Below are 24,501 nucleotides of genomic sequence, written 5' to 3'. Positions count from 1 at the left end.
GGCAGCCGTGGCTACCGCGGCGGCTGCCGCGACAACAGCCGGTACAATGCCAGGTGCTGGTTGCGCGCCTGGCAGATGCGGGCGCCGACAGCAAGGAACACGGCAACGCCGATCAGGCCCAGCCCCAGCATCGGATCAGGCAGTCGCAGGAAACCGATCGCAGCGGCCATCGTCGCCAGCACCAGCAGCACAACGACCGCCACCGAAAGGCCCGCGCCGGGTGGCCCCGGGTCGCCAAACAGCATGCGCTGGGTATCCCGCCTGTCATCACTCATCGTCTTTACTCCCTGGAATCTGCCCCACTAGTTACACGGCGGACACGGCTTCCGGCAGAGTCAGAAACGTCACGACTGTGACAACGTCCACAGCACACACCGCGCTACCCTGCCCCCGTTCCCGAACTGTGGAGAAAGGCATGGCACACCAGAGTCGCCTGGCCGGTTTCATCATCGATTGCGAGGGCATTCCCGCCGACGAAGGCGCCCGCTTCTGGTCCGCCGCGCTCGGCCTGCAGGCGCAGCCCGCCTATGCCGAAGACGGCGCCGAGTACGCCGACCTGCAGGGCGCGCCCGCAGGCCTGAACGTGGAGGTGCAACGCGTCAATCATCCTTCACGGGTGCACCTGGACATCGAGAGCGACGACATCGACGCCGAGGCCGACCGCCTGGAGAGGCTCGGCGCGCGGCGGATAGGCTTCGTCAAACGCTGGTGGGTGATGGAAGCACCGACCGGCCATCGCTTCTGCATCGTGCGCATGCGCGAGCGCGAAACACCAGCCAATCACTGGCCCTGAAAGAAGAAAGGGACGGAAGCCACTGCTTCCGTCCCCTGCGGTTACTGCACCTGCGCCACACTCGCCGGCTGCGGTGATTGACCCCAACCACCCAGCGCCTTGTACACCCCCACCACGCTGACGTTGACCTCGGACTCGGCCGCGGCCAACGCATCATCGGCTGCCAGCTGCGTACGCTGCGCATCCAGCAGGGTCAGGAAGTCCTCCGAGCCCTCGCGATAGCGGATCTGCGCCAGCGACTCGGCACGGCGTGCCGCCTGCGCCTGCTCGACCACGATCGCCAGCCGCGCCTGCTGCTTGGAATAGCGGGTCAGCGCGTTCTCGGTGTCTTCCAGTGCCAGCAGCACCGTCTGCTCATACTGTGCTGCCACGCCTTCGGCCTCGGCCTTGCTGGCACGCAGGCGTGCACGTACGGTGCCGAAATCGAAGGCCGCCCAGCTCAGCGACGGCGTCAGCGACCAGGCCTTGTTGTTGCCATTGACCAGGCCACTGGCATCGCCACCGAGGAAGCCGACGAATCCGGACAGCGACAGCCGCGGGAACAGATCCGCCGTGGCCACGCCCACCCGCGCGGTAGCGGCGGCAAGACGACGCTCGGCCACGCGCACGTCGGCGCGTTGGCGCAGCAGCTCGCGGGTATCGCCCAGCGGCAGCGCCTTGGCGAATGCCGGCACTTCGTGCGGCGCAAGCATGGCGGTCAGCGTTTCCGGACGCTGGCCCAGCAGAACCGCCAGGCGGTTGCGCGACTGCGTTTCGGCCACTTCCAGCAGCGGAATGTCGGCCTCGATCGCCTTCAGCCGGGCACGACTGCTCTGCACGTCCAGCTCGCTGCCGGCGCCCAGCTCCCAGCGTGCCTCGGTCAGCTTCTGCGTCTCGCGCAGATTGACCAGGGTGTGCTGGGCCACGGCGATGCGCTTCTGTGTGCCGCGCAGCTCGAAGTAGTTGCGTGCCACTTCGGCGGCGATCAGTACCTGTGCGTCGGCCAGGTTGGCCTGCTCGGCATCGAGGTCGGCACGGGCGGCTTCTGCAGCACGGCGCTTGCGGCCGAACAGATCCAGCTCCCAGCCCGCATCGAAGCCGAGCTGGTAGCTTTCACTGAACACCCGCTGCCCACCCAGCTGCGGATCGGGTTGCTTGCGGCGATCGTAGCTGCCGCCCGCGGTAACGTGGGGCGCCTGGTCGAAGCGGCTTTCGACGAACACCGCGCGGGCCTGGCTGACGCGGGCCACGGCCACGCGCAGGTCCAGGTTGTCCGAAAGTGCGCCGTGAACCAGTTCTTCCAGCACCGGATCATCGAACTGCGCCCACCAGCTCGCCACCGGCGAGGTGGTGCTGAACACCGGCTGCTGCGCCCCCTGCAGCACCACCGGTTCCTGCACCGGGGCCTTGTAGTTCGGGCCGACGCTGACACAGCCTGCCAGCACCAGGCTGGAGACAGCCATCGCCAACGTGCGGATCACCATGGCAGCACCTCACCCAGGTAGGTGAAGCTGCCGTTCGGACCTTCATGGCCGATCAGTGCCATCTGCACGCTGGAGCGCGCGCCTTCGCTGATCTCAATCTCGCCGTGGCCGCCGTTCATATCGGTTTTCACGTAACCCGGATGCACGGTATTGACCTTGATCTGGGTGCTGCGCAGTTCGTGCGCCAGCGCCAGCGTCCAGCTGTTCACCGCTGCCTTGGAGGCGTTGTACGCGGGGATCTTGAAATCGTAGATGCCCGAGGTCGGATCAGCGTGCAGGGTCTGCGAGCCGAGCATGCTCGAAACGTTGACGATCCGCCCGGACTTGGCCTGCCTGACCAGTGGCAGGAAGGCCTGGGTCACCGCAACCAGTGCGTACACGTTGGTGTCGAAAGTGCGCTTCCAGGTATCCAGCGACTGTTCGGACGGCGCCTGTGCCGGGTTCTCGATCATGATGCCGGCGTTGTTGACCAGGATGTCCAGGCGCCCATGGCGCTGGCGTACCTGCTCGACCGCTTCGGCGATGCTGGCGGCATCGGTCACGTCCAGCTGGATGGCTTCCACCGGCAGGCCCTCGGCCTGCAGCTTCAGCGCCTGCTCTACGGCGGTCTCGCGCTTGCGGCCGGCCAGCAGCGTATGCACGCCGGCCTGGGCCAGCTGGCGCACGGTCTCGGCGCCGATGCCGCGGGTGGCGCCGGTGACCAGCGCGATCTTGTTCTGATGAGAGTTCATGGATTCTTGCCTCGTGAGGGGGAAGCCGCCGCCGGCCAGCGACCGGCGGCGACGGGGTTCCATGTCAGTGGTGGATGGTCGGCTCGCCGTGCTGCACCAGCTGGCCACCACCGTTGCGGGTGACGAACTTGCGCAGGGCCACGTAGAACACCGGGGTGAGGAACAGGCCGAACAGGGTCACGCCCAGCATGCCGGCGAACACGGTGATACCGGTCACCGAGCGCACCTCGGCACCTGCACCGTGCGACAGCACCAGCGGTACGGTGCCGGCGATGAACGCGATGGAGGTCATCACGATCGGGCGCAGGCGCAGGCGGCAGGCTTCCAGCGCAGCTTCAACGATACCCTTGCCGCCCATCTCCAGCTCTCTGGCAAATTCGACGATCAGGATCGCGTTCTTGCACGCCAGGCCCATCAGCACCACCAGGCCGACCTGCACGAACACGTTGTTGTCACCACCGGTCAGCCACACGCCGAACAGCGCGGACAGCAGGGTCATCGGCACGATCAGGATCACCGCCAGCGGCAGCGACCAGCTCTCGTACAGTGCGGCCAGCACCAGGAAGGCCAGCATGATCGCCACCGGGAACACGATGAAGGCGGCCTTGCCCTGGGTTGCCTGCTGGTAGCTCAGGTCGGTCCATTCGGTGGTCATACCCACCGGCAGCACCTTGCCGGCGATCTCGGTCAGCTTGTTCATCGCCTCGGCCGAAGACAGCAGGCGCGGGTCGGCTTCACCGGCCAGATCCGCCGCCGGATAGCCATTGAAGCGCAGCACCGGGTCCGGGCCGAAGGTCTGCTTGATGGTGACCATCGAACCGATCGGCACCATCTCGCCGCGGTCATTGCGGGTACGCAGCTTGCCGATGTCCTCGACCGTTTCGCGGTACGGACCGTCCGCCTGCGCGATGACCTGCCAGGTACGGCCGAACTGGTTGAAGTCGTTGACGTAGGCCGAGCCGAGGTAGGTCTGCAGCGTGTCGAACAGTTCGGTGAGCTGCACGCCCTGTGCCTTGGCCTTGACGCGGTCGACCTCGGCATCCAGCTGCGGCACATTGGCCTGGTAGCTGGAAATCGGGAAGGCCATGCCCGGCGTCTGCGCAACGGTGCCCTGCATTGCCTGTACAGCATTCTGCAGCGCGCCGTAACCCAGGTTGCCACGGTCCTCGATGAACATCTGGTAGCCGTTGCCGTTGCCCAGGCCGAGGATCGGCGGCGGCATCATCGAGAAGGCGAAGCCTTCCTGCAGGCCGGCGATCTTCTGGTTGATCTCGGCGTTGATCTGCGCGGCGGTACGGCCATGGCGCTCGGCGAACGGCTTGAGCGGAATGAACGCTACACCGGTGTTCGGCGTGTTGGTGAACTGCAGCGCGTTCAAACCCGGGAACGAGATGGTGTGGGCCACGCCATCGGTTTCCTGAGCGATCTTGGCGACCTTGCGCAGCATTTCATCGGTACGCGCGATCGACGAACCTTCCGGCAGCTTCACACCGGCAATCAGGTACAGCTTGTCCTGGGTCGGGATGAAGCCCGGCGGCACCAGCTTGAAGATCACACCGGTACCGACCAGCAGGATCGCGTAGACCACGAACACCGCACCACGACGGCCGAGGATGCGGGCCACGCCACGCTCGTATTTCTCCGAACTGGACTTGAAGAAGCGGTTGAACGGACGGAACACCCAGCCGAACAGGCGGTCGATCAAGCGGCTCGGCCCGTCCTTCGGCGCACCATGGGCCTTCAGCAGGCGCGCAGCCAGGGCCGGCGACAGGGTCAGCGAGTTGATTGCCGAGATCACCGTGGAGATGGCGATGGTGACCGCGAACTGCTTGTAGAACTGGCCAGTGACACCCGACAGGAAGGCCATCGGCACGAACACGGCACACAGCACCAGCGCGATCGCGATGATCGGGCCGGACACCTCACGCATGGCCTGGTGGGCCGCGGCGGTGGGCGACAGGCCTTCTTCGATGTTGCGCTCGACGTTCTCCACCACCACGATCGCGTCATCGACCACGATGCCGATCGCCAGCACCAGGCCGAACAGGCTCAGCGTGTTGATCGAGAAGCCCAGCAGGTACAGCGCGGCGAAAGTACCGACCACCGACACCGGCACCGCGATCAGCGGAATGATCGACGCACGCCAGGTCTGCAGGAACAGGATCACCACCAGCACCACCAGCGCGATCGCTTCCAGCAGCGTGGAGACCACGGCCTTGATCGAGTCGCGCACGAAGATGGTGGTGTCATACACGGCTTCGTACTTCACGTCGGCCGGCATGGTCTTCTGCATCTCGTCCATCGTCGAGATGACCTGGTCGCGGATCTCCAGTGCATTGGCACCCGGCGACTGGAAGATACCGATACCCACCGCGTTCTTGCCGTCCAGCTGCGAACGCAGGGTGTAGTCACCGGCACCCAGTTCCAGGCGGGCCACATCGGCCAGGCGCACGATCTCGCCATCAACACCGCTCTTGAGCACGATGTCGCCGAATTCCTTTTCAGTCTTCAGGCGGCCCTGGGCATTGATCAGGGTCAGGAACTGGCTGTTCGGCAGCGGTTCGGCACCGAGCTGGCCGGCCGAGACCTGCACGTTCTGCTCACGCATGGCGCGCACCACATCACTGGCGGTCAGGCCGCGCGAGGCGACCTTGTCCGGGTCCAGCCAGGCGCGCATGGCGTAGTCACCACCACCGAAGATCTGCGCGTCACCCACGCCCGGAATACGCGCCAGCGCATCCTTGACGTGCAGACGGGCGTAGTTGCGCAGGTACAGGGTGTCGTACTTGCCGTTCGGCGAGGTCAGGTGCACCACCATCAGGAAGGTCGGTGACTGCTTCTGCGTGGTCACGCCCTGCCGGCGCACGTCCTCGGGCAGGCGCGCCTGCGCCTGCGCCACGCGGTTCTGCACCTTCACCGCCGCCGCGTCCGGGTCGGTGCCCGGGCGGAAGGTGACGGTCATCTGCAGCACACCGTCCGAGCCGGCGACCGACTTCAGGTACATCATGCCTTCGACGCCGTTGATGGCCTCTTCAAGCGGGGTGGCGACGGTCTCGGCAATGACCTTGGGGTTGGCGCCCGGATACACCGTGCGCACGACCACCGACGGCGGCACCACTTCCGGGTACTCGCTGATCGGCAGGATTGGAATCGTGATCAGGCCTGCGGCGAAGATCACGATCGACAGCACCGCCGCGAAGATCGGCCTGTCGATGAAGAAACGGGAAAAGTCCATGGAGGAATTCCTGGGAAAGGCGTTCGGCGGGCAACAGCCTCCCCGCCCCTCGCCGAGATGACGAAGGCAGGGAAGGCTGCCGCTGGCGCCGGCAGCTAAGCGGGGACGCGGATCAGGAGACGGCGGATCAGTGGTTCAGCGCGGCGGTGGCATCGCGGCCCGGTGCCGGCGGCGCAGCCTGCGGCTGCATCGCCACGGCCTTGGCCTGCACCGGCATGCCCGGCATGAAGACCTTCTGCACGCCGTCGATGATCACCTTGTCGCCGGCCGCCAGGCCATGCTCGACAATACGCAGGCCGTCGGCGGTGCGGCCGAGCTGGATGTCACGGCGCTGGGCCTTGCCATCCTTGTCGACCACGTACACGTACTTGCGATCCTGGTCGGTCAGAACAGCCTTCTCGTCGATCAGCAGGGCCTGGAACTGGCCGCTGCCGAGCAGCTGCACGCGGGCGAACAGGCCCGGCGTGAACTGGCGGTCGGCGTTGTCCAGCAGCGCGCGGACACGGATGGTGCCGGTGCTGCGCGCCACCTGGTTGTCGAGGAAGTCGACCTTGCCGGAGTGCGGGTAGCCCTCTTCGCCGGACAGGCCGACCTTCACCGGCAGATCGCTGTCACGCTCGCTCGGGCGTTCACCCTTGCGTGCCATCTGTGCATAGCGAAGGAAAGTGCTTTCATCGGCATCGAAGTAGACGAACACGGTGTCCAGCGAGACCAGCGTGGTCAGCACGCTGGCGCTGTCGCCGGCGGTGACCAGGTTGCCGGCGGTGACCATCGCGCGGCCGGCACGGCCGTCGATCGGCGCACGCACCTTGGTGAACTCCAGGTTGAGGCGGGCCGCATCCAGCGCAGCCTGGGCCGCCTGTACGGCGGCACCGGACTGGTCAGCCGCAGCGCGACGCTGCTCGGCCGTCTCGGTGGAAATGGCCTGCTGCTCGGACAAGCGCTTGGCACGCTCGGATTCACTGCGGGCCAGCGTGGCCTGGGTGCGGGCGCGGGCCAGTTCGGCAGCGGCGCGATCGTACTCGGCCTGGTAACTGCGCGCGTCGATGGTGAAGAGCACTTCGCCCTTCTTCACTTCCTGGCCTTCGACGTAGTTGACCTTGTCGATGTAGCCGGACACGCGCGGGCGCAGTTCAACGCTCTGTACCGCTTCGACGCGGCCGCTGAACTCGTCCCACTGGCTGACCTGCTTGACCAGCACCGGTGCAGCACTGACCTGCGGCGGCGGCGGTGCACCGGCTTCTTCGGCGTGGCCGCCGCTGCAGGCCGCCAGCACGGCTGCGGCGAGGATCGACACGCCAACCATCGCGATGCGATGGCCGAAACGATGTGGGGTGGAATTGGGGGAAGTCATGGCATGCATCCGTACGGAGGGGTGGTACAGCTAGATGAGAACGTGTTGCAAAAACAGGCGGCGTATCCTGCGACCTCAACCATGGTCGAGGTCAAGCGACGCCTGCGGTATCGCGCCACAGGGGAGGAACGTCCAGGTGCAGCAGGCCGCGCGGCAGTTCGGCATCACTGCTGTCGCAGCGGACGATGGCGCGGTTGTCGCGGCAGCCGTCGAGCAGGGAGACCACGCGACGGCCGACCAGCAGTGAGCTGGGCCACTCGATGCAGGCATTGGCCGCGTTGGCCGGCGTACACACCGGGCTGCAGACTTCCAGCATCTGCGCGCGCACGCCCAATGCCTGGGCTTCCTGGTGCACCACCTGCGCGTACATACGCAGCGCCGCAGTGGTGATCGAGGTTTCGCCATAGCCCGCCCATGGCTTGGCATTGGCCGGGCTGCCGATCATCACGTAGCGACGCGCATGCACGTTGTCCTGCAGCAGCGGCAGCAGATGACGCACTGCGTGCACGTGCGGCATCAGATCGGCCTGCATCGCGCCCAGCAGTTCATCGCCGTTGCGGTCAGTCACCCGGCCGCGACGGTAAGGGCCGCCCATTGCGGCGATCACTGCCGCCAGCGGACGCGGGCGATGCGCGATGCGTTCGGCCAGTGCGCGCGCCGAGCCGTCATCGCTGAGCGAACCCAGCAGCGTCTCCAGGCCCGGCTCATCGGCGAACTGCTCATGCAGCGCCGCCAGCCGGCCCGGGTCGCGACCGACCACCAGCACCGGGCTGCCGGCTTCCAGCAGTGCGCCAACCACGCCCTGGCCGACGGCACCGGTGCCGCCGAGGACCAGGACTTCGGGCGTCAGCATCCCATTCACGGGACATTTCCTCCCAAATCCGGGATAGTCCCGATTCGACGCAGCCGGTCGCCCTTGTGCGGCGCCAGGCGGATGGCACCGCCACGCTGCTGACGCATCGGCGCGGTAAACTCACGGAAGTCCTTGTGTACCAAGGAACTCGGGCGGACTTCAACGGTCATTGCCAGGTCCAGGGTGCTCTGGCCGGCGTTCCGGAGACGGGCAAGAATGTTGCGCAGGCTCATGGCGGACGGGCTCCAAGTAACGAATGGCGCCACGATAGACCTCAAACCTTTACTTGATTAGTCCTGATTAAGGGGAATAATCATCCCGCTCCCGGTCCAATCGTTCTGTCACGATTGTCCCATCCCCGACGTCCAGGATCCCAGACCATGTCCCACGATCTCAACGAGACGCTGATCTTCGTCAAAGTGGTCGAGCAAGGCAGTTTCATTGCCGCTGCCAAATCGCTCGGCCTGCCCAAGACCACGGTCAGTCGCAAAGTGCAGGAGCTGGAAACGCGCCTGGGTGCGCGCCTTCTGCACCGGACCACCCGCCGCCTCGGCCTGACCGAAGCGGGTTCGATCTACCACGAACATTGCCAGCGCATCGCGCGCGAACTGGAAGAAGCTGAGAGCGCGGTGAGCCAGCTCCAGTCCGGTCCGCGCGGCTGGCTGCGCTTCACTGTGCCTTACTCGATCGGCATCACCTGGATTGCACCGCTGCTGGGCCAGTTCCATGCGCAGTATCCAGAGATCCGCTTGGACATGCACATGGGCAACGAGAAGCTGGACCTGATTGCAGGTGAGGCGGACCTGGCCCTGCGCGTGGGTGCCCTGCCCGATTCCAACCTGGTGGCTCGCAAGCTGGGCAGCCTGCGCACGCAGGTGTTCGCCAGCCCGGCCTACATCGAACGCTATGGTGAGCCGCTGCATCCGGAAGAGCTGCAGTTCCATCGCATCCTGGCGATGCGCAAGCCGTACCACACCGGCAACTCGCCGCGCTTCACCTGGCAGCTGGGCGAGAACGGCGGCGAGCTGCGCGACTTCCCTGTTACCCCGCTGATGACCGCCAACGACATGTCTGCGTTGAATGGTGCATTGGTGTGCGGCGAAGGCCTGCTGCTGACCGGGGACGTGATGGCCAAGCCGTTCGTTGAGTCGGGCATGGTGCGCCGCGTGCTGGCTGGCTGGACCGGGCCGGAAGTGGACTTCAACGCCGTGTTCGCCGGTGGCCGCCTGGTCTCGCCGAAGGTGCGTGCATTCGTCGACTTCCTGGTCGAGAAGCTCAACTTCGACGCCAATTACATGCTGGCGCAGTGCCCGGGCGCGAAGCTGGCGCAGCAGCAGAAGGAAAAGGAAGACGCGGCGCTGGAAAGCAGCGGCAAGCGGATTCTGGAGAAGGTGGCCGCTTCGGCCGCATGACCGGAAGCATCCACGCATGGCGTGGATCTACCGGCATTCCGTAGAGTCGAGCTTGCTCGACTGCTCTTGCGCTTCAGTCGAGCAAGCTCGACTCTACGGGCGCTATCAGTGTGCCGAGCAAGCTCGGCACCTACAGAAAATGCCGCCTGCAAGGGCGGCATTTTCGTTCCGGCTACGTGGCTTTCGGTAGATGCCGACCTTGGTCGGCGCCGTTTGGAAAAGCCGCGACCGGAAGCGCTATCGGTGTGCCGAGCAAGCTCGGCACCTACAGAAAATGCCGCCTGCAAGGGCGGCATTCTCGTTCCGGCTACGTGGCTTTCGGTAGATGCCGACCTTGGTCGGCGCCGTTTGGAGAAACCGCAACCGGGAGCGCTATCGGCGTGCCGAGCAACGCTCGGCACCCACAAAAATGCCGCCTGCAAGGGCGGCATTTTCGTTCCGGCCAATAGCCGGACCGGCTCAAGCAATAACGCGTAGCGTTATTGCTTGAGCGGAATCACGCGGATTTCGACGCGGCGGTTCTTGGCGCGGCCGGCATCGGTGCTGTTGTCGGCAATCGGGTACGACTTGCCGGCGCCCAGGGTTTCGATGCGCACGCTCTGCACGCCCTGGCCGATCAGGTACTGCGCGACCGAGTCGGCACGTTCCTTCGACAGGCGGTTGTTGACCGCGTCACTGCCGATGCTGTCGGTATGGCCGACCACTTCGATCATGGTCTGGTTGTAGTCACGCAGGGTGCCTGCCACGCCATTGAGCGAGCCGTAGAACTGCGGCTTCAGGGTCGACTTGCCGAAGTCGAAGGTGATGCCGTCCGGCAGGTTCAGCATGATGTTGTCGCCCTGGCGCTGCACATCAATGCCGGTGTTGGCAGTGCGCTCGCGCAGTGCGCGTTCCTGGCGATCCTGGTACTGGCCTACCGCGGCGCCGCTGAGCGCGCCGATACCGGCGCCGATCAGCGCATGCTGACGACGCTCCGTGGCGCTGTCACCGGTCAGCAGGCCGGCGGCTACGCCGATGGCGGTGCCGATCAGCGCGTTGCGGCCGGTGCGGTTCTGCTGCTCGGTCGGGTTGCCGTACTGGTCACTCTGTACGTAGGAGCCGCCGGTGGCGCAGGCCGACAGGACGGCCGCACTCATCAGGGCCAGTGCGACGTTGCGGGTGGTATTGCGGATCATGAGGTTCTCCTTGGTTTCCGGTCGGCCGGCGGCCTGCGGGCGCAAAGAGAATAAACAGCCCGATGCGATGCCGGAATGATGATCGGGCACGTCGACAGGGCCGCGTTCAGCTAACTGACCGGATCGCTCGGCCCGCACTTTACCCCGCTCCCGACTGCCGATAGGCAGCCAGCGCGGCATCGCGGCCAACCGCCAGATCCACCAGCGGCGTGCGCGGATAGCCCGGGGCATGTGCCGCCAGCAGCAACGGATGCTGCCACGGCGCGAAGCGCGCTTTCACCGGCAGCGCCCCCAGTTCGGGCACCCAGCGGCTGATGTAGCGGGCCTGGGGGTCGAACTTCTCGGCCTGGGTCACGGGGTTGAACACGCGGAAGTAAGGTGCGGCATCGGCACCGGTCCCGGCCACCCACTGCCAGCCCATCGTGTTGTTGGCCAGGTCGGCATCGACCAGGGTGTCCCAGAACCAGCGCGCGCCATGCAGCCAGTGCGCGCGCAGGTGCTTGCACAGATAGCTGGCCACGATCATCCGCACCCGGTTGTGCATGTAACCGGTGTGCCACAGCTCGCGCAGGCCTGCATCGACGATCGGCACGCCGGTGTTGCCGCGCTGCCAGTCGTGCAGCTGCGCGGCACTCGGTGTGGCCCACGGGAAACAGTCAAAGCGCGGGTTGAGGTTGTCGGTCGGCGTCTTCGGGAAGTGATGCAGCAGGTGGTAGGCGAAGTCACGCCAGCCCAGTTGGCGAAGGTAGCCGTCGATGTCGGCGTCGGTGTCGGCACTGCGCAGCCCTTCCAGCGCATGGGCAATCCGCCAGGGTGCGATTTCGCCGAAATGCAGGTGCGGCGACAGTCGCGAGGTGCCCACGCGATCTGGCAGGTCACGCTGCTCGCGGTAGCCGCGCAGCGCACCGTCCTCGAACACGGACAGCGCTTCCAGCGCACCGGCTTCACCCGGCTGCCAGTGCTCCCAGAAGCCGGTATCCCAGTCCAGCGTCGGTGCCAACTGGAGATCATCCAATGCCAGGCTGTCGACCGCGTGCGTCGCCAATGCTTCCGGTGCGGCCTGCAGCGCGGGCAGGCGCCAATGACTGAGTACATTGCGCCAGTACGGCGTGAATACCTTGTAGGGCTGGCCCTGCTGGGTGGCGATGTCCCACGGCTCGAACAGCAGGCTGCCATTGCAGCTCTGTGCGTCGATGCCCTGCTCGCGCAACGTGCGCTTGATGGTGGCGTCGCGTGGCTGGGTGGCCGGTTCGTACTTGCGGTTCCAGTACACCGCCCCGGCGCCGGTCTGCTCGATCAGCAACTGCAGGGCCGGCAGGCTGTCACCACTGCGCAGCACCAGCGACGAACCGCGCACGCGCAGGTCGGCGTCCAACGCGGCCAGTGAACGGTGGCGCCACGCATCGGAGGCGGCACCCGGCACCCACTCACCCTCTTCGTGGGGCGCATGGATGTAGATCGGCACCACGTCGTGACCGGCATCCAGCGCGGCCTGCAGGGCCGGATTTTCCTGCAGCCGCAGATCACGGCGGAACCATACCAACGCTACCGACACAGACACCGCCTTCGTTGTTGAAGGCGGACATGATAGCCAGCGGCGGTGAAGGCGCTGCACGCAGACGCCGTCTGCTAGGCTGCTGGGCCGCTCCTCGTTGGACCCGCCATGGATGATCTGTACGCCTCATTCGCCCGCTTCGGGCTGCTGCGGGCCCAGCACGAAGGTGACTGGCAGGGACCGTTCCCGTTACCACCGGTGCTGGCGTGCTTCTACGCGCAGGTGGGACCGCTGGGTCATGAGATCAATGCGAAGGTGGGCAACTCCGGAATCACCATTCCGGGCCTCGAAGTCTGGATACCGCCGCTGCGACGCGTGTGGAGTCACCAGGCCGGCTATCGCTGGCATGGCATCAGCGGCGATCCGATCGACAACTGGCCATCGAACTGGCTGGTGATTGCCGATCGCGGCGCTGATCCGTTCATCCTCGACCTGGATGACGGCCGTGTGCTGTTCAGTCACCACGGTGCGGGCCTGCTGGATGCCGGCGAGATCACTGCCGATGTGCCGACCTTGATGGCGGCTCTGGCTGCTGCAGGCACGGTGTACCTCGATGCCGGCGATGACCTCTACAACGACGATGACGATGGCGGCATCCGTCCTGAACACCAGGAGGCAGCCGTACAGGCGGTGGCCCGGGTACTGGGCGACCGCCTGCAGGCCGAGTCGTTCATCGAGACGTTGCTGGACTGAATCCACGCATGGCGTGGATCTACTTTTCGAAGCGCTTCATCGCTTCGCTGATCAGTACCCGCGCCTCGGCGGCGTTGCCCCAGCCATTGAGCTGCACCGGGTTGCGTCCCGCCGGCAGGTCCTTGTAAACCCGGAAGAACGCCTCGATGCGCTGACGCTCGACCTCCGGCAGATCCTTCAGGTCGCGGATGCTGGCGTAAGTCGGGTCGACCTTGTCGGTCGGCACGCCGATGATCTTCTCATCGTGCTCGCCACCATCGATCATCTTCAGGTAACCGATCGGCCGGAAGCGCACGATCACGCCTGGGTGCAGGGGTTCGCGGGTCAGCACCAGCGCATCCAGCGGATCGTTGTCACCGGCCAGGGTGCGCGGCATCGAGCCGTAATTGGCCGGATAGGCCACCGGCATCGACTGGAAGCGGTCCACGTGGACCAGGCCGTCTTCCTTGATCTCGTACTTGGTGAAGCTGCCGGCCGGAATCTCCACCGCCAGATTCACCTCCTGCGGGGCCTGCTTCGGCTGGGCGACCAGGAACGGATGCAGCACGGTATCGGCGGCCGTCACCGCACTGGCCAGCAACAGCAGGGCGGCGCCGATGGCAGCGAGAGGAAGGATGCGTCGGAGCGTGGTCATTGGCATCTCGTCATTCCCAGCAGCGGTCGGCGCGACCCTTGGCGGTCTGCGCACGCGGGCAGTCGCGCGGTGCGATGCGGCCTTCGGTCAACTCCGTGCGTTGCTTTGCGCCCTTGGCATCGCGGCGTAGTTCGAAGGCGTCGTAGAGGCGCCCGGTCACCGTGCGTGCTTCATAGCGCAGGTGCTGCGGATCAATGTTCAACACCTGGAACAACTGGGTATCCTCGGCCACCGGATCCATCGTCCTGCGTGCTTCGTCGGAAAGGCGGTACTGCTTCGGTCCGGCCACGGTCACCACATACTGCGGCGTCGCGGCCTGCCCTTCGCCACGGCGACCATAGGTGTGATCGTGGCCCTGCAGCACCAGGTCGACGTTGTGGCGGCGTACCACCGGCAGCAGCACGTCACGCAGCGCAGCGTTCTCGCGGCCTTCGCGGGGTGAGTAGAACGGCTGATGCAGCAGCACAATGGTCCACGGCTGCCGGTTGCCGGCCAGGACCTTGTCCAGCCATTGCGCCTGTGCCTTGGCGGTGCCGAGGTCGAGTGCCGAGGTGCCATCGACCACCGCCACGCGTACACCCTGCGCATCGAACCAGTAGCTGGTCTGCTGCGCGGCGGTGGCGCCATTGCCCGGCAGCGCGAAGGTCACCGGCCAGTGCCGGCCCAGCACGCGACGCTCCTGCGGCGTGTCCTCGAATTCCTCGAAGTACTCATGGTTGCCGATCGCCGGGGCCACCAGTGTTTCCTGCGCCAACCATCCGGTGGCGGCAAACCACTCGCCCCATTCGCTGTCATCCATGTTGTCGCCGCCGCTGACCAGGTCACCGGCGAACAGGCTCATGCGTGCCTGCGGTGCGGCCTTCTGCGCGGCGCGCACTACACGGCTGACATGGCTGACGTTCTTGTTCTGGGTATCACCGAAGTACAGCAGGGTCAGCGGCTGATCGGCCGCGGCCAGCGTGCGCAACTGGTTCCAGGCGCTCCAACTGCCGTTGCCCTGCACGCGGTAGACGTACTGGGTATCCGGCTGCAGGCCGCTGATGTCCGCGCGATGATGATGCGACAGCCCGTTCTCGGTCTGCAGCGCGCGGGTCGTTGCGCGCACCTGGCGGATGCCCTCGATCGCCGGCGAATCCCCGGCGAGGGCAATCTCGAGCAGCGGTGCCTGCACGCTGCCGTCAGTACGCCAGGCCACGGCGAAACCGTGGCTGGGATCCACCGCCGGCGAGGCGACGATGCGATCCGGCACCGCCGTCGCTGCGTAATGCCGGCTGCCCGCTGACACCTGGGTATTCGGTTCGGCCGCTGCGAACGACAGCGACGGCATTGCCAGCAGCAGGCCAAGCACCAGCGAACGCATCACGCACTGGCCGCTCATGCGCCACACTCCAGCGGCAGCGCGAGCTGCTTGGCGATGCTCTCCCAGTCGAACGCCACCACGCCCTGGTCGTCATGCACTGCATACAGTGCGCCGTGCGGGAAGCGCGCACTGGGTTGCTGCATCATCCAGATGCCGTCGGTGTTGGCCACGGTATCCCCCTGGAACGCGCCCACCGGCTTCAGCGTGTGCCGGTCGAACAGATGGAACACGCTGCGCTGCTTGCCCTGTTCGGTGGTGATCCACCAGCCGTCCTTGCCGCAGGTACGCAGGGTCACACCTTCGGCCTGCGCCTTGAACACGTCGCGACCGAATGTGGTGCCGGTGAAGCGTCCAGCAAGGGTGTAGACCTTGAACTCGCTGGCGTAGCTTTCATCCTCTTCGGCGATCAGCAGGCGATCATTCTCCGGGTCGCCCCAGATCGACTCGACCACGCGCAGCGCACCGGCTTCGCTGGTGTCACCGATGCTGGCCACCAGCTTCGCCTCGACCTTCGCACCGTCGCGGGTCACGTGGTACTGGCGCACGCGCTTGTCCAGCTCGGCCAGCGGCGGCAGGATGTCACGCCCCTGCGCATCCTCGCCGTTGTCCCAGGAGTCGGTAACGTAGACGCTGTAGCCATCGGCACGGCGGTCGACCCACAGCCCGTACGGCTTGCGCAGGTCGTCCGCAGCGAACGTCGCCAGCGGCGCGAAGTCCGGCAGGCTCAGCACCTGCACGCGGTGATTGTCGCGCTCCACGATCCACAGCAGGTCGTCGATTACCGCGATGCCGTTTGGGCGGTCGAACTGCCCCGGCGCGGAGCCGCTGCTGCCGACGTCACGCAGGTGCTGGCCGGTGCTGCCGTCGTAGACCACCAGCTTGTCGGTGGCCTTGGCGGTGGCGATCAGCCACAGCGCGCCGTCCGGCGCGCGCCAGGCCGCCGGCGAGTCGATGTTGTCGGCCGGGGTCATCGGTGACAGGAAGGCTTCGGCGATGGTGGTCACCGTGCGCGCGCCCCCGGCTTTCGCTGCCGTAGGGGCCGCGGCCGGATCGCTGCCGGTCGCCGGCGTGCAGCCGGCGGCCAGGGTCGCCGCGAGCGCGACCGCCAGGACGGTGATGCCACGCCCCATCACAGTGCCACCTTCAGGCCGAGCGCGTAGGTACGACCGTATTCTTCCATCTGCAGGGTGCGCGAGCGCGTGCCCTGGTACAGCTCAAGCGGCTTGTCCAGCAGGTTCTGCGCCTCGAAGTACATGCTTACGCGCGGGGTGAACTTGTAGTCCAGCGAGAAATCGAGCTGGGTGTTCGGCGCAACGTAGATGTCGAACGCCCGGCCCTTGCCGATGCTGTCCAGGTACTCGCTGCGGTATACCGCCGCCAGGCGTGTACTTACACCGTACTTTTCATAGCCGATGTGTGCGCTGTAGACATGCTTGGAGGCGCGCGGCAGTGTGAAATCCTCGCCTGCACGGTCCTTGATGCCGGCATCGAATTTGGTATCCAGCCAGGTGCCACTGGCACCGACCAGCAGGCCATCCAGGCCGTCCGGCAGGAAGGCCAGCTGCTGCTGCCAGTTGAATTCCGCGCCACGCACGGTGGCCTTGCGGCCATTGATCGGCTGGGTCACGTCAAAGCCGCCATAAGCGGGATCATTGGTCCGCACCGTTTGCACGATGTAGCCATCGATCGACTTGTGGAACAGGCCAAGTGAAACGATACCGGTGCTGCCGATGTACTTCTCCACCGACAGGTCGATGTTCTTCGACTCGTACGGATCCAGTTCCGGATTACCCAGGCGCACTTCCTCGTCGCCGCGGCTGTAGCCCACGCGCGGCGAGATGTCACCGAAGGACGGGCGCGATACGGTCTTGTTGGCCGAGGCGCGCAGCACCCAGTCATCGGCCGCGTCGTAGCGCAGGTGCAGGCCCGGCAGCACGTTCGTGTAGCTGCTGTTGGCCACCCTCGGGGTGACGGTGAAGCTGCGGCCGTTGGAGGCCACGTCCACCTGATTGCCGACCGCCTTGAACTGGGTGTTTTCCACGCGCACACCGCCGATGATGCGCAGCGCGCCCACGTCCCATGTGCCCATCGCATAGCTGGCGAAGATGTCTTCGCTGGCCACGTAGTCCTCTTCCAGCGATGTCATTGCGTTGCCACCGGCATCCTGGGGACGGGCGCTGTACTGGCCGCCATTGGCCGCCCAGAAGGCACGCATCGCGGCCGAATCCATGCCGTCACCGAGGTTGCCGTGGCGGTGCTCCGGCGAGGAGGTGCTCCAGCTCGACAGCGCCACCTTCGGGCCGACACGCAGTTCGCGCTCGTCCACATTCACGTCACGGTCGCGCCAGCGACCCAGCAGGCCGAATTTGATGCTGCTGCTGTCGCCGTCGAAGCGTACGTTGACCTGCGCGCTGTGTTCCTTGTCGTTGACCTGCTTGGGCGAGAGCACGAAGCGGTCGAACGCGTAGTTGCTGTTGTCCAGCCACTGCGGGTTGTCGAAGCTGTAGCTGGGCAGGCGGCTGCGCTGGTCGAGGGTGCCATTGAAGGCCTTGCCATCAAGCTTGAAACGGGCCTCCATCTCGTCGTTCACGCGCTCTTCGGTACGGGTGTAGCCGATCCGGTAATCGACCACGGCGTTGGTCAGCTTGTTCTCGCCACCGAGACTGGCCGCGAAGGTGTTTTCCTTCTTGGTGCGGTAGCGCATGCGCTTGTCGATGGAATCCTTCGGCATTCCATCCAGGCGGTACTGGTCGGTGCCGGTCTTGACCATCTTCGCGTCGTCGAAGTTGAAGATCACGCGCTGGCGGGTCTCCGCATCGTCGAACTGGCTGTACAGCGTGCGCAGGTAGTACTTGCTGTCTTCATTCGGGCGCCAGTCGAGGTTGAGGTTGGCACCGATGCGCTTGCGCTCGATCTCGTACTTGCGGTGCTGCAGGTTGATCGCGGTGACATCGCCGGGGACGGCATCGTCCTTGCCGTCATACTCCACTTCGGTGTTGTCCGACTCGAACTTGCGCTTCTGGTAGTTCACGCCCAGCGCCACACCGAAGGTGTCGTTGAACACTTCGCTGTAGTTGAAGGCAGCCTTGGGGCTGGTCTCACCGGACAACTGCTGGTGGCTGCCTTCGATCTTGCCACGCAGGCTGCGACCGTTGCGGTCGAAGGCCGAGGCCGATTCCACCAGCACGGCGCCACCGATGGCATCACCCGGCATGTCCGGGGTCGGCGACTTGACCACGCGCAGGCGCTCGGTGGAGTCGGACGGGATCACGTCCAGCGGTGCGGCGCGGCTGGAATCCTCCGGCGTACCGATGGCGATGCCATCCACGCTGACGCTGTTGAGGTTGGCGTCCAGACCACGGATGACCACGAAGCGCCCCTCGCCCTGGTCGCGGGTCACGCTGATGCCCGGCAGGCGCTGCAGCGACTCGGCCACGTTCTTGTCCGGGTACTGGCCCAGTGCATCGGAGGACACGGCGTCTTCGATCGCATCACTGCTGCGCTTGAGGTCAACCGCGCGGATCTGTGATTCGAGCTGGGCGCGCACTTCGATGCGGTCCAGGTCGACCGCGTCGGACGCCACGGCGCCGGTGGCGGCTACCGCCTGCTGCCCGGCCGCCTGCAGCGGGGCTGCGGCCCCCATCGCCAGGGTCAGGGTGATGGCAACGGCCAACGGAGTCTTGATATGCACTGGGAATCCCCATTCCTGTTAAGAATGGGTCTGCACGGTATGTCCGCAAGGTTGCATGGCAATGACATGCATCTGCACATTTCGCGTACCAGGGCCACGGCCCGGTTTGGGTTCGGCCCGCCGATCCGGCAAAATGGCGCCCTCTCTCCTTTTCCCCTTCCGACCATGAAGATCGTCGAAGTGCGCCACCCGCTGGTGCAGCACAAGATCGGCCTGATGCGCAACGCTGCGCTCAGCACCAAGGATTTCCGCGAACTGGCCAACGAGCTGGGTACGCTGCTGGCCTACGAGGCCACCGCCGACCTGGACACCGAGCCGCACACCCTGCCCGGCTGGGCCGGCCCGGTCACCGTGCAGCGCATTGCGGGCGCCAAGATCACCGTGGTGCCGATCCTGCGCGCCGGCCTGGGCATGCTCAGCGGCGTGCTGTCGCTGATCCCGGCGGCCCGTGTCAGCGTGGTCGGCCTGCAGCGCGATGAGGAAACCCTGCAGCCGGTGCCCTACTTCGAGCGCCTGACCGGGCGCCTGGAAGAGCGCGACGCGCTGATCCTGGACCCTATGCTGGCCACCGGCGGTACCCTGATCGCCACCATCGACATGCTCAAGCGTGCCGGCGCCCGCCGCATCAAGGGCATCTTCCTGGTGGCCGCGCCGGAAGGCATCGAGGCGGTCAAGGCCGTGCACCCGGACGTGGAGATCTACACCGCGGCCATCGATGCCCAGCTCAACGACAAGGGCTACATCCTGCCGGGCCTGGGCGATGCCGGTGACCGCATCTTCGGTACCCGCGTCGGCTGATCCGAAGAACCGGGGTCAGAGCCCTTTCGCCGCGAAAGGGGTCTGACCCCAACAGCGCAGGCCATCGCGGCCGCGTTGCGATTCTTCACGTGCTCTTGGCGCCGGGAAGCGAATGCTCCGCGCACCCGCTACCCTTGGAGCTCCCGATGAAAGCCTCTTTCCTGCTGGCCGCCGTCCTGCTGGTCGGCCTGCCCCTGGCTGCCAATGCCACCACTCCGCAGCAGCAGCGCATGGCCGAATGTTCGGCCAAGAACAAGGGGCTGAAGGGCGATGCCTACAAGACTGCACAGAGCTCCTGCCTCAGCGGCCACGCCGCCGACGCCAAGCCGGTCAATACGCAGCAGGAACGCATGCGCAAGTGCAACGCTGACGCGGGCGCCAAAAAGCTGGCCGGTGATGCGCGCAAGACCTTCATGAGCAGCTGCCTGAAGGCGTCGTAATGGTCGTGTCCGGATGAAACGCCATCCACGCATGGCGTGGATATACCGTCATCAGTAAAAGGCCGGGCATTGCCCGGCCATGCCATTACCCCAGGGCGCGTGCCTTCAGCTCACCCTGCTCGTGCAGGGTCACGAAACGCCCCTTGTCATCCCTGCCAAGCTGCGCCAATGCCACCTGCGGGTCGTGGGTGAAGAACAGCCGCACGTTGCGCGCCAGCTTGTCTTCCAGGAACTGCCGCTTCTCGTCGATCAGCAGCTCGGCATTGCGGTCATAGCCCATGGTGATCGGCACGTGTACCCATGAGCGGCCCGGGATCAGGTCGGCACAGAACACCACGCCACCATGCGCACTTTCGCCTGGATGCGCGTGACCGACGATCTCGGCCAGCATCAGCCCCGGTGTATGCCCGTCGCTGTAACTGAAGCGCACGCTGCGGCCGAGCGCCTTCGAGTACTCCCCGTCCACCACTTCCAGCCGGTCACTGGCCTGCAGCAGGCCCGGCAGTTCCGGAATGAAGCTGGCGCGATCGCGCGGGTGTGGCTGCACGGCGCGCTGCCAATGCTGCGCGCCGACCACATAGGTTGCGTTGGGGAACAGCAGCTCGGGCTCACGTCCTTCGCTCCATGCCGCCAGCAGGCCACCGGCATGATCGAAATGCAGGTGGCTGAGCACCACCACGTCGATATCCTCGTGCTCGAAGCCGGCTTCGCGCAGCGAATCGATCAGCACGTGCTGGCTTTCCTGCACGCCGTAGCGCTCGCGCATGCGCGGATCGAAGAACGCGCCGATACCGGTTTCAAACAGCACCGTCTTGCCTTCCAGCGGGCTGGCAAGCAGCGCACGGCAGGCCAGCTCGATGCGATTGAGCTCGTCCGGTGCCGCCCATTTTTCCCACAACGCGCGCGGCGCGTTGCCGAACATCGCGCCGCCATCAAGGCGCTGCGAGTTTCCACGAATAGACCAGAGTTTCATGTGTCGATTATCGGCGCCGGCTCGTTAAATAATCGCTAGAAGGGAAACAGAAAACCCCGCCGGCAAAGGCGGGGTTTCGATAATCAGCCGGATTGCCGGCCAGCAGCCGGCACCACCGGATCAGTGTGCCGGCACCACCTGGGCACTGCCCACCGGGTTGCGCGGGTCACTGCCACCGAACAGCTTGTTGGCCCTGCGGTCCCATTCCACGGTCTGCAGGTTGCCCCACACGTGGCTGGAACCGCGGCCACCCGCGGCGACATTGCCCGGCAGGTCGATCTTGTGGCCCATCGCCTGCAGCTGCTTCACCGTCGCCGCGTCGAACGCATCGTCCTCGGCTTCGATCAGGTCCGGCAGCCACTGGTGGTGGTAGCGCGGCAGTGCGGCAACCTGCTGCGCATCCAGGCCGTCGTCGTAGCCGAGGATGCCCAGCAGCACCATGGTGATGATGCGGCTGCCACCCGGGGTGCCCAGCACCACCACCTTGTCGGCGTTCTCCATGAAGGTCGGCGTCATCGAGCTGAGCATGCGCTTGCCCGGCTTCGGCGCATTGGCTTCATAGCCCATCACACCGAACGCATTGGGCGTGCCCGGCTTCAGCGCGAAGTCGTCCATCTCGTTGTTCAGCAGCACGCCGGTGCCCTTGGGAATCAGCCCCGAGCCGTACAGCAGGTTGACGGTCTGGGTGGCGCCAACGCGGTTGCCGTCGCGGTCGATGATCGAGAAGTGCGTGGTCTCGTCGTCTTCCAGCGGCGTCGGGTTGCCCGACAGCAGGTCGCTGGGCGTGGCCTTCTCCGGATGGATGGTCGCCCGCAGGCCCTGTGCGTAGTCCTTGCTGGTCAGCACCTTCTGCGGGATCTGCACGAAGTCCGGATCGCCGAGGAAGAAGGTGCGGTCGCGGTAGGCGCGACGCATCGACTCCACCACCAGGTGGGTACGGTGCGCCGGGTCCATCTTCTTGATATCCCAGCCTTCCAGGATCTGCAGCATGCTGGCCAGCGCGATGCCACCGGACGACGGCGGCGGCGCGGTGGTGATCTTCCAGCCGTTGTAGTTGAACACGATCGGCTCGCGCTGCTTCACGCGGTAACCGGCCAGCTCTTCAGCGGTCCACTTGCCGCCGGCCTGCTTCACGCCGGCCAGCAACAGCGTTCCGGTCTGGCCCTTGTAGAAGCCATCGAAGCCACCTGCGGCCAGGCGCTCCAGCGTCTGTGCCAGCTCCGGCTGCTTGAACAGGTCACCGCTGGCGATCGGCTTGCCGTTGCGCAGGTAGACCTCGCGCGTTCCGGGATAGCGCTCCATCACTTCACGGCGCGAGGCATAGCCCTTGGCCATGCGGTCGTACACCGGGAAGCCTTCGCGCGCGATGCGGATCGCCGGCTGCAGCGAGGTCGCCAATGGCAGCTTGCCGTGCTTGGCCGACAGCTCGACCAGCGCCGCAGGCAGGCCCGGGATACCGGCCGACCAGGCGCCATTGACCGAGCGGTCACGGTCGAGGTTGCCCTGCTTGTCGAGGAACGCCTGCGGGGTCGCAGCGGCCGGTGCGGTCTCGCGCGCATCCAGCATCACATCCTTGCCGGTAGCCGCGTCGTGCAGCAGGAAGAAGCCACCGCCGCCCAGGCCGGAACTGATCGGCTCGACCACCGCCAGCGTGGACGATACCGCCACCGCGGCATCGAAGGCGTTGCCGCCCTGCGCCAGGATGTCGATGCCCGCCTGGGTGGCCAGCGCATGGCCGCTGGCAATGGCCGCGCCATCGGGGCGCTCGGCACGGGCCGGGCTGTCGGCCCAGGCAATCGGGCTCAGCAGCAGGCCGAGCAGCAACAGGGGGCGGACGATCAGCGTCTTCATTCGGATGGGGGCTCCGCGTAGAGTTCGGGGTGATCGTGCTGCAGCTGGCGCAGCTTGGCCAGCAGCTGGTCTTCCGTTTCCACGATCTCCGGGTCCGGGTCGATGCACTCGACCGGGCAGACGACCACGCACTGTGGCTCGTCGAAATGACCCACGCATTCGGTGCAGCGCGCAGGGTCGATCACGTAGATGGTTTCACCCATCGCAATGGCCTGGTTCGGGCAGGCCGGCTCGCATACGTCGCAGTTGACGCAGAGCTCGTTGATTTTCAGCGACACGGCGATACTCCTCGCCCGCGCCCTGGGACAAAGGACCGGCCAGCGCGGGCGCGCGGGCCGGTCAGGTCATCAGCGGCGCCCTTGCAGGACGCCGCCCGGGCCATGCCGGAGCATGGCCGCCATGGCTCGGTATTACTTGGCTTCGACGAAAATGTATTCGGCACCGGTCGGCTGGATCGCAGCCTGTACGCGGGCGTTGTCGGCCGACTGGCCGATGAAGACGACGCGCACGCCCTTCATCGAATCCGGCGACACGTCCTTGAACACGGCCTGGATCATGTCAGCCATCTTGCCCGAGGCCGACGAACCGAAGGCCAGCATGTTGCCCGGCTGCACGCCACGGGCCACGGCCTGGGTCGCGCTCTCGGTCTGGCGCTCGTACTTGGCCTGGAAGTCCGGGTCCGATTCCGGCGAGAGGTAGTACAGGAACGGGCTGTTGGTGATGTTGCCCATGTTCTGGATCGCCACTTCCTGCAGGTACTTCTTCCAGCCTGCATCGTCGTCCTTGGACGGAGCGACCAGGGCCTGCTTGGCCTCGTCGACCGGAGCGGCCTCTTCCTTCTTGCAGGCGGTGAAGGCCAGGGCCAACGAAGCGATCAGCATCGCGCGCATGGTGGTGTTCATGGGTTTCCTCCCGGAATGGTGCGTGGTGTTGTACGTAATGGGGTGCGGGTACAGCGGGGCTTACGACTGTGCCGACTTCGCTTCGCGGACCTTGCGCAGGGCTTCGAGCACCGCGGCCGGCACGAAGCCGGACACGTCGCCGCCCAGGCGCGCGATCTCGCGGACCAGCGAGGACGAAATGAAGCTGTGCTGCTCGGCCGGGGTCAGGAACAGGGTCTCGACCTCGGGGATCAGGTGCCGGTTCATGCTGGCCATCTGGAACTCGTACTCGAAGTCGGACACCGCGCGCAGGCCGCGCAGCAGCACCCCGCCCTGGACCGAACGTACGAAATGCGCCAGCAGGGTATCGAAGCCGATGACCTCGACGTTGCTGTGGTGGGCCAGCGCGCCACGCGCCAGCTGCACGCGCTGCTCCAGCGGCAGCGCCGGGCCCTTGGACGGGCTCTGCGCCACGCCGACCACGACCTTTTCGAACAGCGGCGCGGCCCGGCTCACCAGATCGATATGACCATTGGTGATGGGGTCGAACGTGCCGGGGTAAACGGCGATGCGGCGATTGGCCACGGTCATGGGCGGTTGCAGATGTTC

At 65.9% G+C, this 24,501-nt stretch carries 23 protein-coding genes; 5 read left to right on the top strand and 18 right to left on the bottom strand.

Annotated features, from left to right (window positions below; genetic code table 11):
• Window positions 1-11: 11 nt before the first annotated feature.
• The gene (locus tag ACZK4Z_RS08520; protein WP_049423576.1) at window positions 12-275 is read right to left on the bottom strand and encodes a hypothetical protein; all 264 of its coding nucleotides are present in this window, start codon (window positions 273-275) and stop codon (window positions 12-14) included.
• Window positions 276-415: 140 nt separating this feature from the next.
• On the opposite strand from ACZK4Z_RS08520, the gene ACZK4Z_RS08515 reads away from it, so the two are divergent.
• Window positions 416-793 carry a VOC family protein gene (locus tag ACZK4Z_RS08515; RefSeq protein ID WP_125895142.1) on the top strand — a complete coding sequence of 126 codons (378 nt, stop codon included), beginning with the start codon at window positions 416-418 and terminating at the stop codon, window positions 791-793.
• A gap of 41 nt (window positions 794-834) precedes the next feature.
• Here ACZK4Z_RS08515 and ACZK4Z_RS08510 read toward each other — a convergent pair whose 3' ends face one another.
• The 6 genes from ACZK4Z_RS08510 to ACZK4Z_RS08485 all read right to left on the bottom strand — a co-directional run bounded on the left by ACZK4Z_RS08510 (window position 835) and on the right by ACZK4Z_RS08485 (window position 8,662).
• Window positions 835-2,256, bottom strand: a complete 1,422-nt coding sequence (locus tag ACZK4Z_RS08510; protein ID WP_032128266.1) for an efflux transporter outer membrane subunit — start codon at window positions 2,254-2,256, stop codon at window positions 835-837.
• Window positions 2,250-2,987, bottom strand: coding sequence for an SDR family oxidoreductase (locus ACZK4Z_RS08505; protein ID WP_012510730.1), 738 nt, complete (start codon window positions 2,985-2,987; stop codon window positions 2,250-2,252). The genes ACZK4Z_RS08510 and ACZK4Z_RS08505 overlap by 7 nt, the downstream gene beginning before the upstream one ends.
• Before the next feature lie 64 nt (window positions 2,988-3,051).
• A complete protein-coding gene (locus tag ACZK4Z_RS08500; protein WP_032128264.1) occupies window positions 3,052-6,222 on the bottom strand; it encodes an efflux RND transporter permease subunit in 3,171 nt (1,056 codons plus the stop codon).
• A gap of 127 nt (window positions 6,223-6,349) precedes the next feature.
• A complete protein-coding gene (locus tag ACZK4Z_RS08495) occupies window positions 6,350-7,576 on the bottom strand; it encodes an efflux RND transporter periplasmic adaptor subunit (protein ID WP_032128263.1) in 1,227 nt (408 codons plus the stop codon).
• A 91-nt stretch (window positions 7,577-7,667) separates the two neighbouring features.
• Window positions 7,668-8,438, bottom strand: a complete 771-nt coding sequence (locus tag ACZK4Z_RS08490; RefSeq protein ID WP_049400332.1) for an SDR family NAD(P)-dependent oxidoreductase — start codon at window positions 8,436-8,438, stop codon at window positions 7,668-7,670.
• Window positions 8,435-8,662 carry a hypothetical protein gene (locus ACZK4Z_RS08485; RefSeq protein WP_032128321.1) on the bottom strand — a complete coding sequence of 76 codons (228 nt, stop codon included), beginning with the start codon at window positions 8,660-8,662 and terminating at the stop codon, window positions 8,435-8,437. Before ACZK4Z_RS08485 ends, ACZK4Z_RS08490 begins: the two co-directional genes overlap by 4 nt.
• Before the next feature lie 147 nt (window positions 8,663-8,809).
• Between ACZK4Z_RS08485 and ACZK4Z_RS08480 the strand changes: the two genes are divergently transcribed.
• A complete protein-coding gene (locus ACZK4Z_RS08480; RefSeq protein WP_005409107.1) occupies window positions 8,810-9,841 on the top strand; it encodes a LysR family transcriptional regulator in 1,032 nt (343 codons plus the stop codon).
• A 479-nt stretch (window positions 9,842-10,320) separates the two neighbouring features.
• Here ACZK4Z_RS08480 and ACZK4Z_RS08475 read toward each other — a convergent pair whose 3' ends face one another.
• Complete coding sequence (locus ACZK4Z_RS08475) at window positions 10,321-11,016, bottom strand: YiaD family glycine zipper/OmpA-like lipoprotein (protein ID WP_010484399.1); 696 nt, start codon at window positions 11,014-11,016, stop codon at window positions 10,321-10,323.
• Window positions 11,017-11,155: 139 nt separating this feature from the next.
• Window positions 11,156-12,571 carry a cryptochrome/photolyase family protein gene (locus tag ACZK4Z_RS08470; protein ID WP_478451541.1) on the bottom strand — a complete coding sequence of 472 codons (1,416 nt, stop codon included), beginning with the start codon at window positions 12,569-12,571 and terminating at the stop codon, window positions 11,156-11,158.
• A gap of 108 nt (window positions 12,572-12,679) precedes the next feature.
• On the opposite strand from ACZK4Z_RS08470, the gene ACZK4Z_RS08465 reads away from it, so the two are divergent.
• Window positions 12,680-13,264, top strand: a complete 585-nt coding sequence (locus ACZK4Z_RS08465) for an SMI1/KNR4 family protein (protein ID WP_125895140.1) — start codon at window positions 12,680-12,682, stop codon at window positions 13,262-13,264.
• A 19-nt stretch (window positions 13,265-13,283) separates the two neighbouring features.
• Here ACZK4Z_RS08465 and ACZK4Z_RS08460 read toward each other — a convergent pair whose 3' ends face one another.
• Genes ACZK4Z_RS08460 through ACZK4Z_RS08445 form a run of 4 tightly spaced genes read right to left on the bottom strand, consistent with a single transcriptional unit; the run spans window position 13,284 to window position 18,901 of the window.
• Window positions 13,284-13,898, bottom strand: coding sequence for an inorganic diphosphatase (locus ACZK4Z_RS08460; RefSeq protein WP_107432879.1), 615 nt, complete (start codon window positions 13,896-13,898; stop codon window positions 13,284-13,286).
• A 10-nt stretch (window positions 13,899-13,908) separates the two neighbouring features.
• Window positions 13,909-15,276 carry a purple acid phosphatase family protein gene (locus ACZK4Z_RS08455; protein ID WP_125895138.1) on the bottom strand — a complete coding sequence of 456 codons (1,368 nt, stop codon included), beginning with the start codon at window positions 15,274-15,276 and terminating at the stop codon, window positions 13,909-13,911.
• Window positions 15,273-16,388 carry an NHL repeat-containing protein gene (locus tag ACZK4Z_RS08450; RefSeq protein ID WP_125895136.1) on the bottom strand — a complete coding sequence of 372 codons (1,116 nt, stop codon included), beginning with the start codon at window positions 16,386-16,388 and terminating at the stop codon, window positions 15,273-15,275. Before ACZK4Z_RS08450 ends, ACZK4Z_RS08455 begins: the two co-directional genes overlap by 4 nt.
• A complete protein-coding gene (locus ACZK4Z_RS08445) occupies window positions 16,388-18,901 on the bottom strand; it encodes a TonB-dependent receptor (RefSeq protein ID WP_263010093.1) in 2,514 nt (837 codons plus the stop codon). The genes ACZK4Z_RS08450 and ACZK4Z_RS08445 overlap by 1 nt, the downstream gene beginning before the upstream one ends.
• A gap of 213 nt (window positions 18,902-19,114) precedes the next feature.
• Here ACZK4Z_RS08445 and upp point away from each other — a divergent pair, with 213 nt between their 5' ends.
• Both upp and ACZK4Z_RS08435 read left to right on the top strand, forming a co-directional pair.
• Window positions 19,115-19,747: a uracil phosphoribosyltransferase gene (upp, locus tag ACZK4Z_RS08440; RefSeq protein WP_005409099.1), complete on the top strand. Its 633-nt coding sequence runs from the start codon at window positions 19,115-19,117 to the stop codon at window positions 19,745-19,747.
• A 146-nt stretch (window positions 19,748-19,893) separates the two neighbouring features.
• On the top strand, window positions 19,894-20,187 hold the full coding sequence (locus ACZK4Z_RS08435; RefSeq protein ID WP_032130275.1) for a PsiF family protein: 294 nt from the start codon (window positions 19,894-19,896) through the stop codon (window positions 20,185-20,187).
• Between the two features lie 85 nt (window positions 20,188-20,272).
• Here the strand turns inward: ACZK4Z_RS08435 and ACZK4Z_RS08430 are convergent, their stop codons facing one another.
• From ACZK4Z_RS08430 to coaD, 5 genes are all read right to left on the bottom strand, one after another.
• Window positions 20,273-21,160 carry an MBL fold metallo-hydrolase gene (locus tag ACZK4Z_RS08430; protein ID WP_125895132.1) on the bottom strand — a complete coding sequence of 296 codons (888 nt, stop codon included), beginning with the start codon at window positions 21,158-21,160 and terminating at the stop codon, window positions 20,273-20,275.
• A gap of 120 nt (window positions 21,161-21,280) precedes the next feature.
• On the bottom strand, window positions 21,281-23,011 hold the full coding sequence (gene ggt / locus ACZK4Z_RS08425) for a gamma-glutamyltransferase (protein ID WP_032130276.1): 1,731 nt from the start codon (window positions 23,009-23,011) through the stop codon (window positions 21,281-21,283).
• Window positions 23,008-23,289, bottom strand: coding sequence for a YfhL family 4Fe-4S dicluster ferredoxin (locus ACZK4Z_RS08420; RefSeq protein WP_004153175.1), 282 nt, complete (start codon window positions 23,287-23,289; stop codon window positions 23,008-23,010). The genes ggt and ACZK4Z_RS08420 overlap by 4 nt, the downstream gene beginning before the upstream one ends.
• 132 nt (window positions 23,290-23,421) lie before the next feature.
• Window positions 23,422-23,913, bottom strand: coding sequence for a hypothetical protein (locus tag ACZK4Z_RS08415; RefSeq protein ID WP_004153167.1), 492 nt, complete (start codon window positions 23,911-23,913; stop codon window positions 23,422-23,424).
• 60 nt (window positions 23,914-23,973) lie between these two features.
• Complete coding sequence (gene coaD, locus ACZK4Z_RS08410; RefSeq protein ID WP_032130277.1) at window positions 23,974-24,483, bottom strand: pantetheine-phosphate adenylyltransferase; 510 nt, start codon at window positions 24,481-24,483, stop codon at window positions 23,974-23,976.
• Window positions 24,484-24,501 lie beyond the last annotated feature (18 nt).

It is taken from the genome of Stenotrophomonas sp. 71799_Sma, assembly GCF_056482505.1.
The sequence above is the reverse complement of the archived record's forward strand: the minus strand, read 5'-3'. Positions and strand labels throughout refer to the sequence as shown.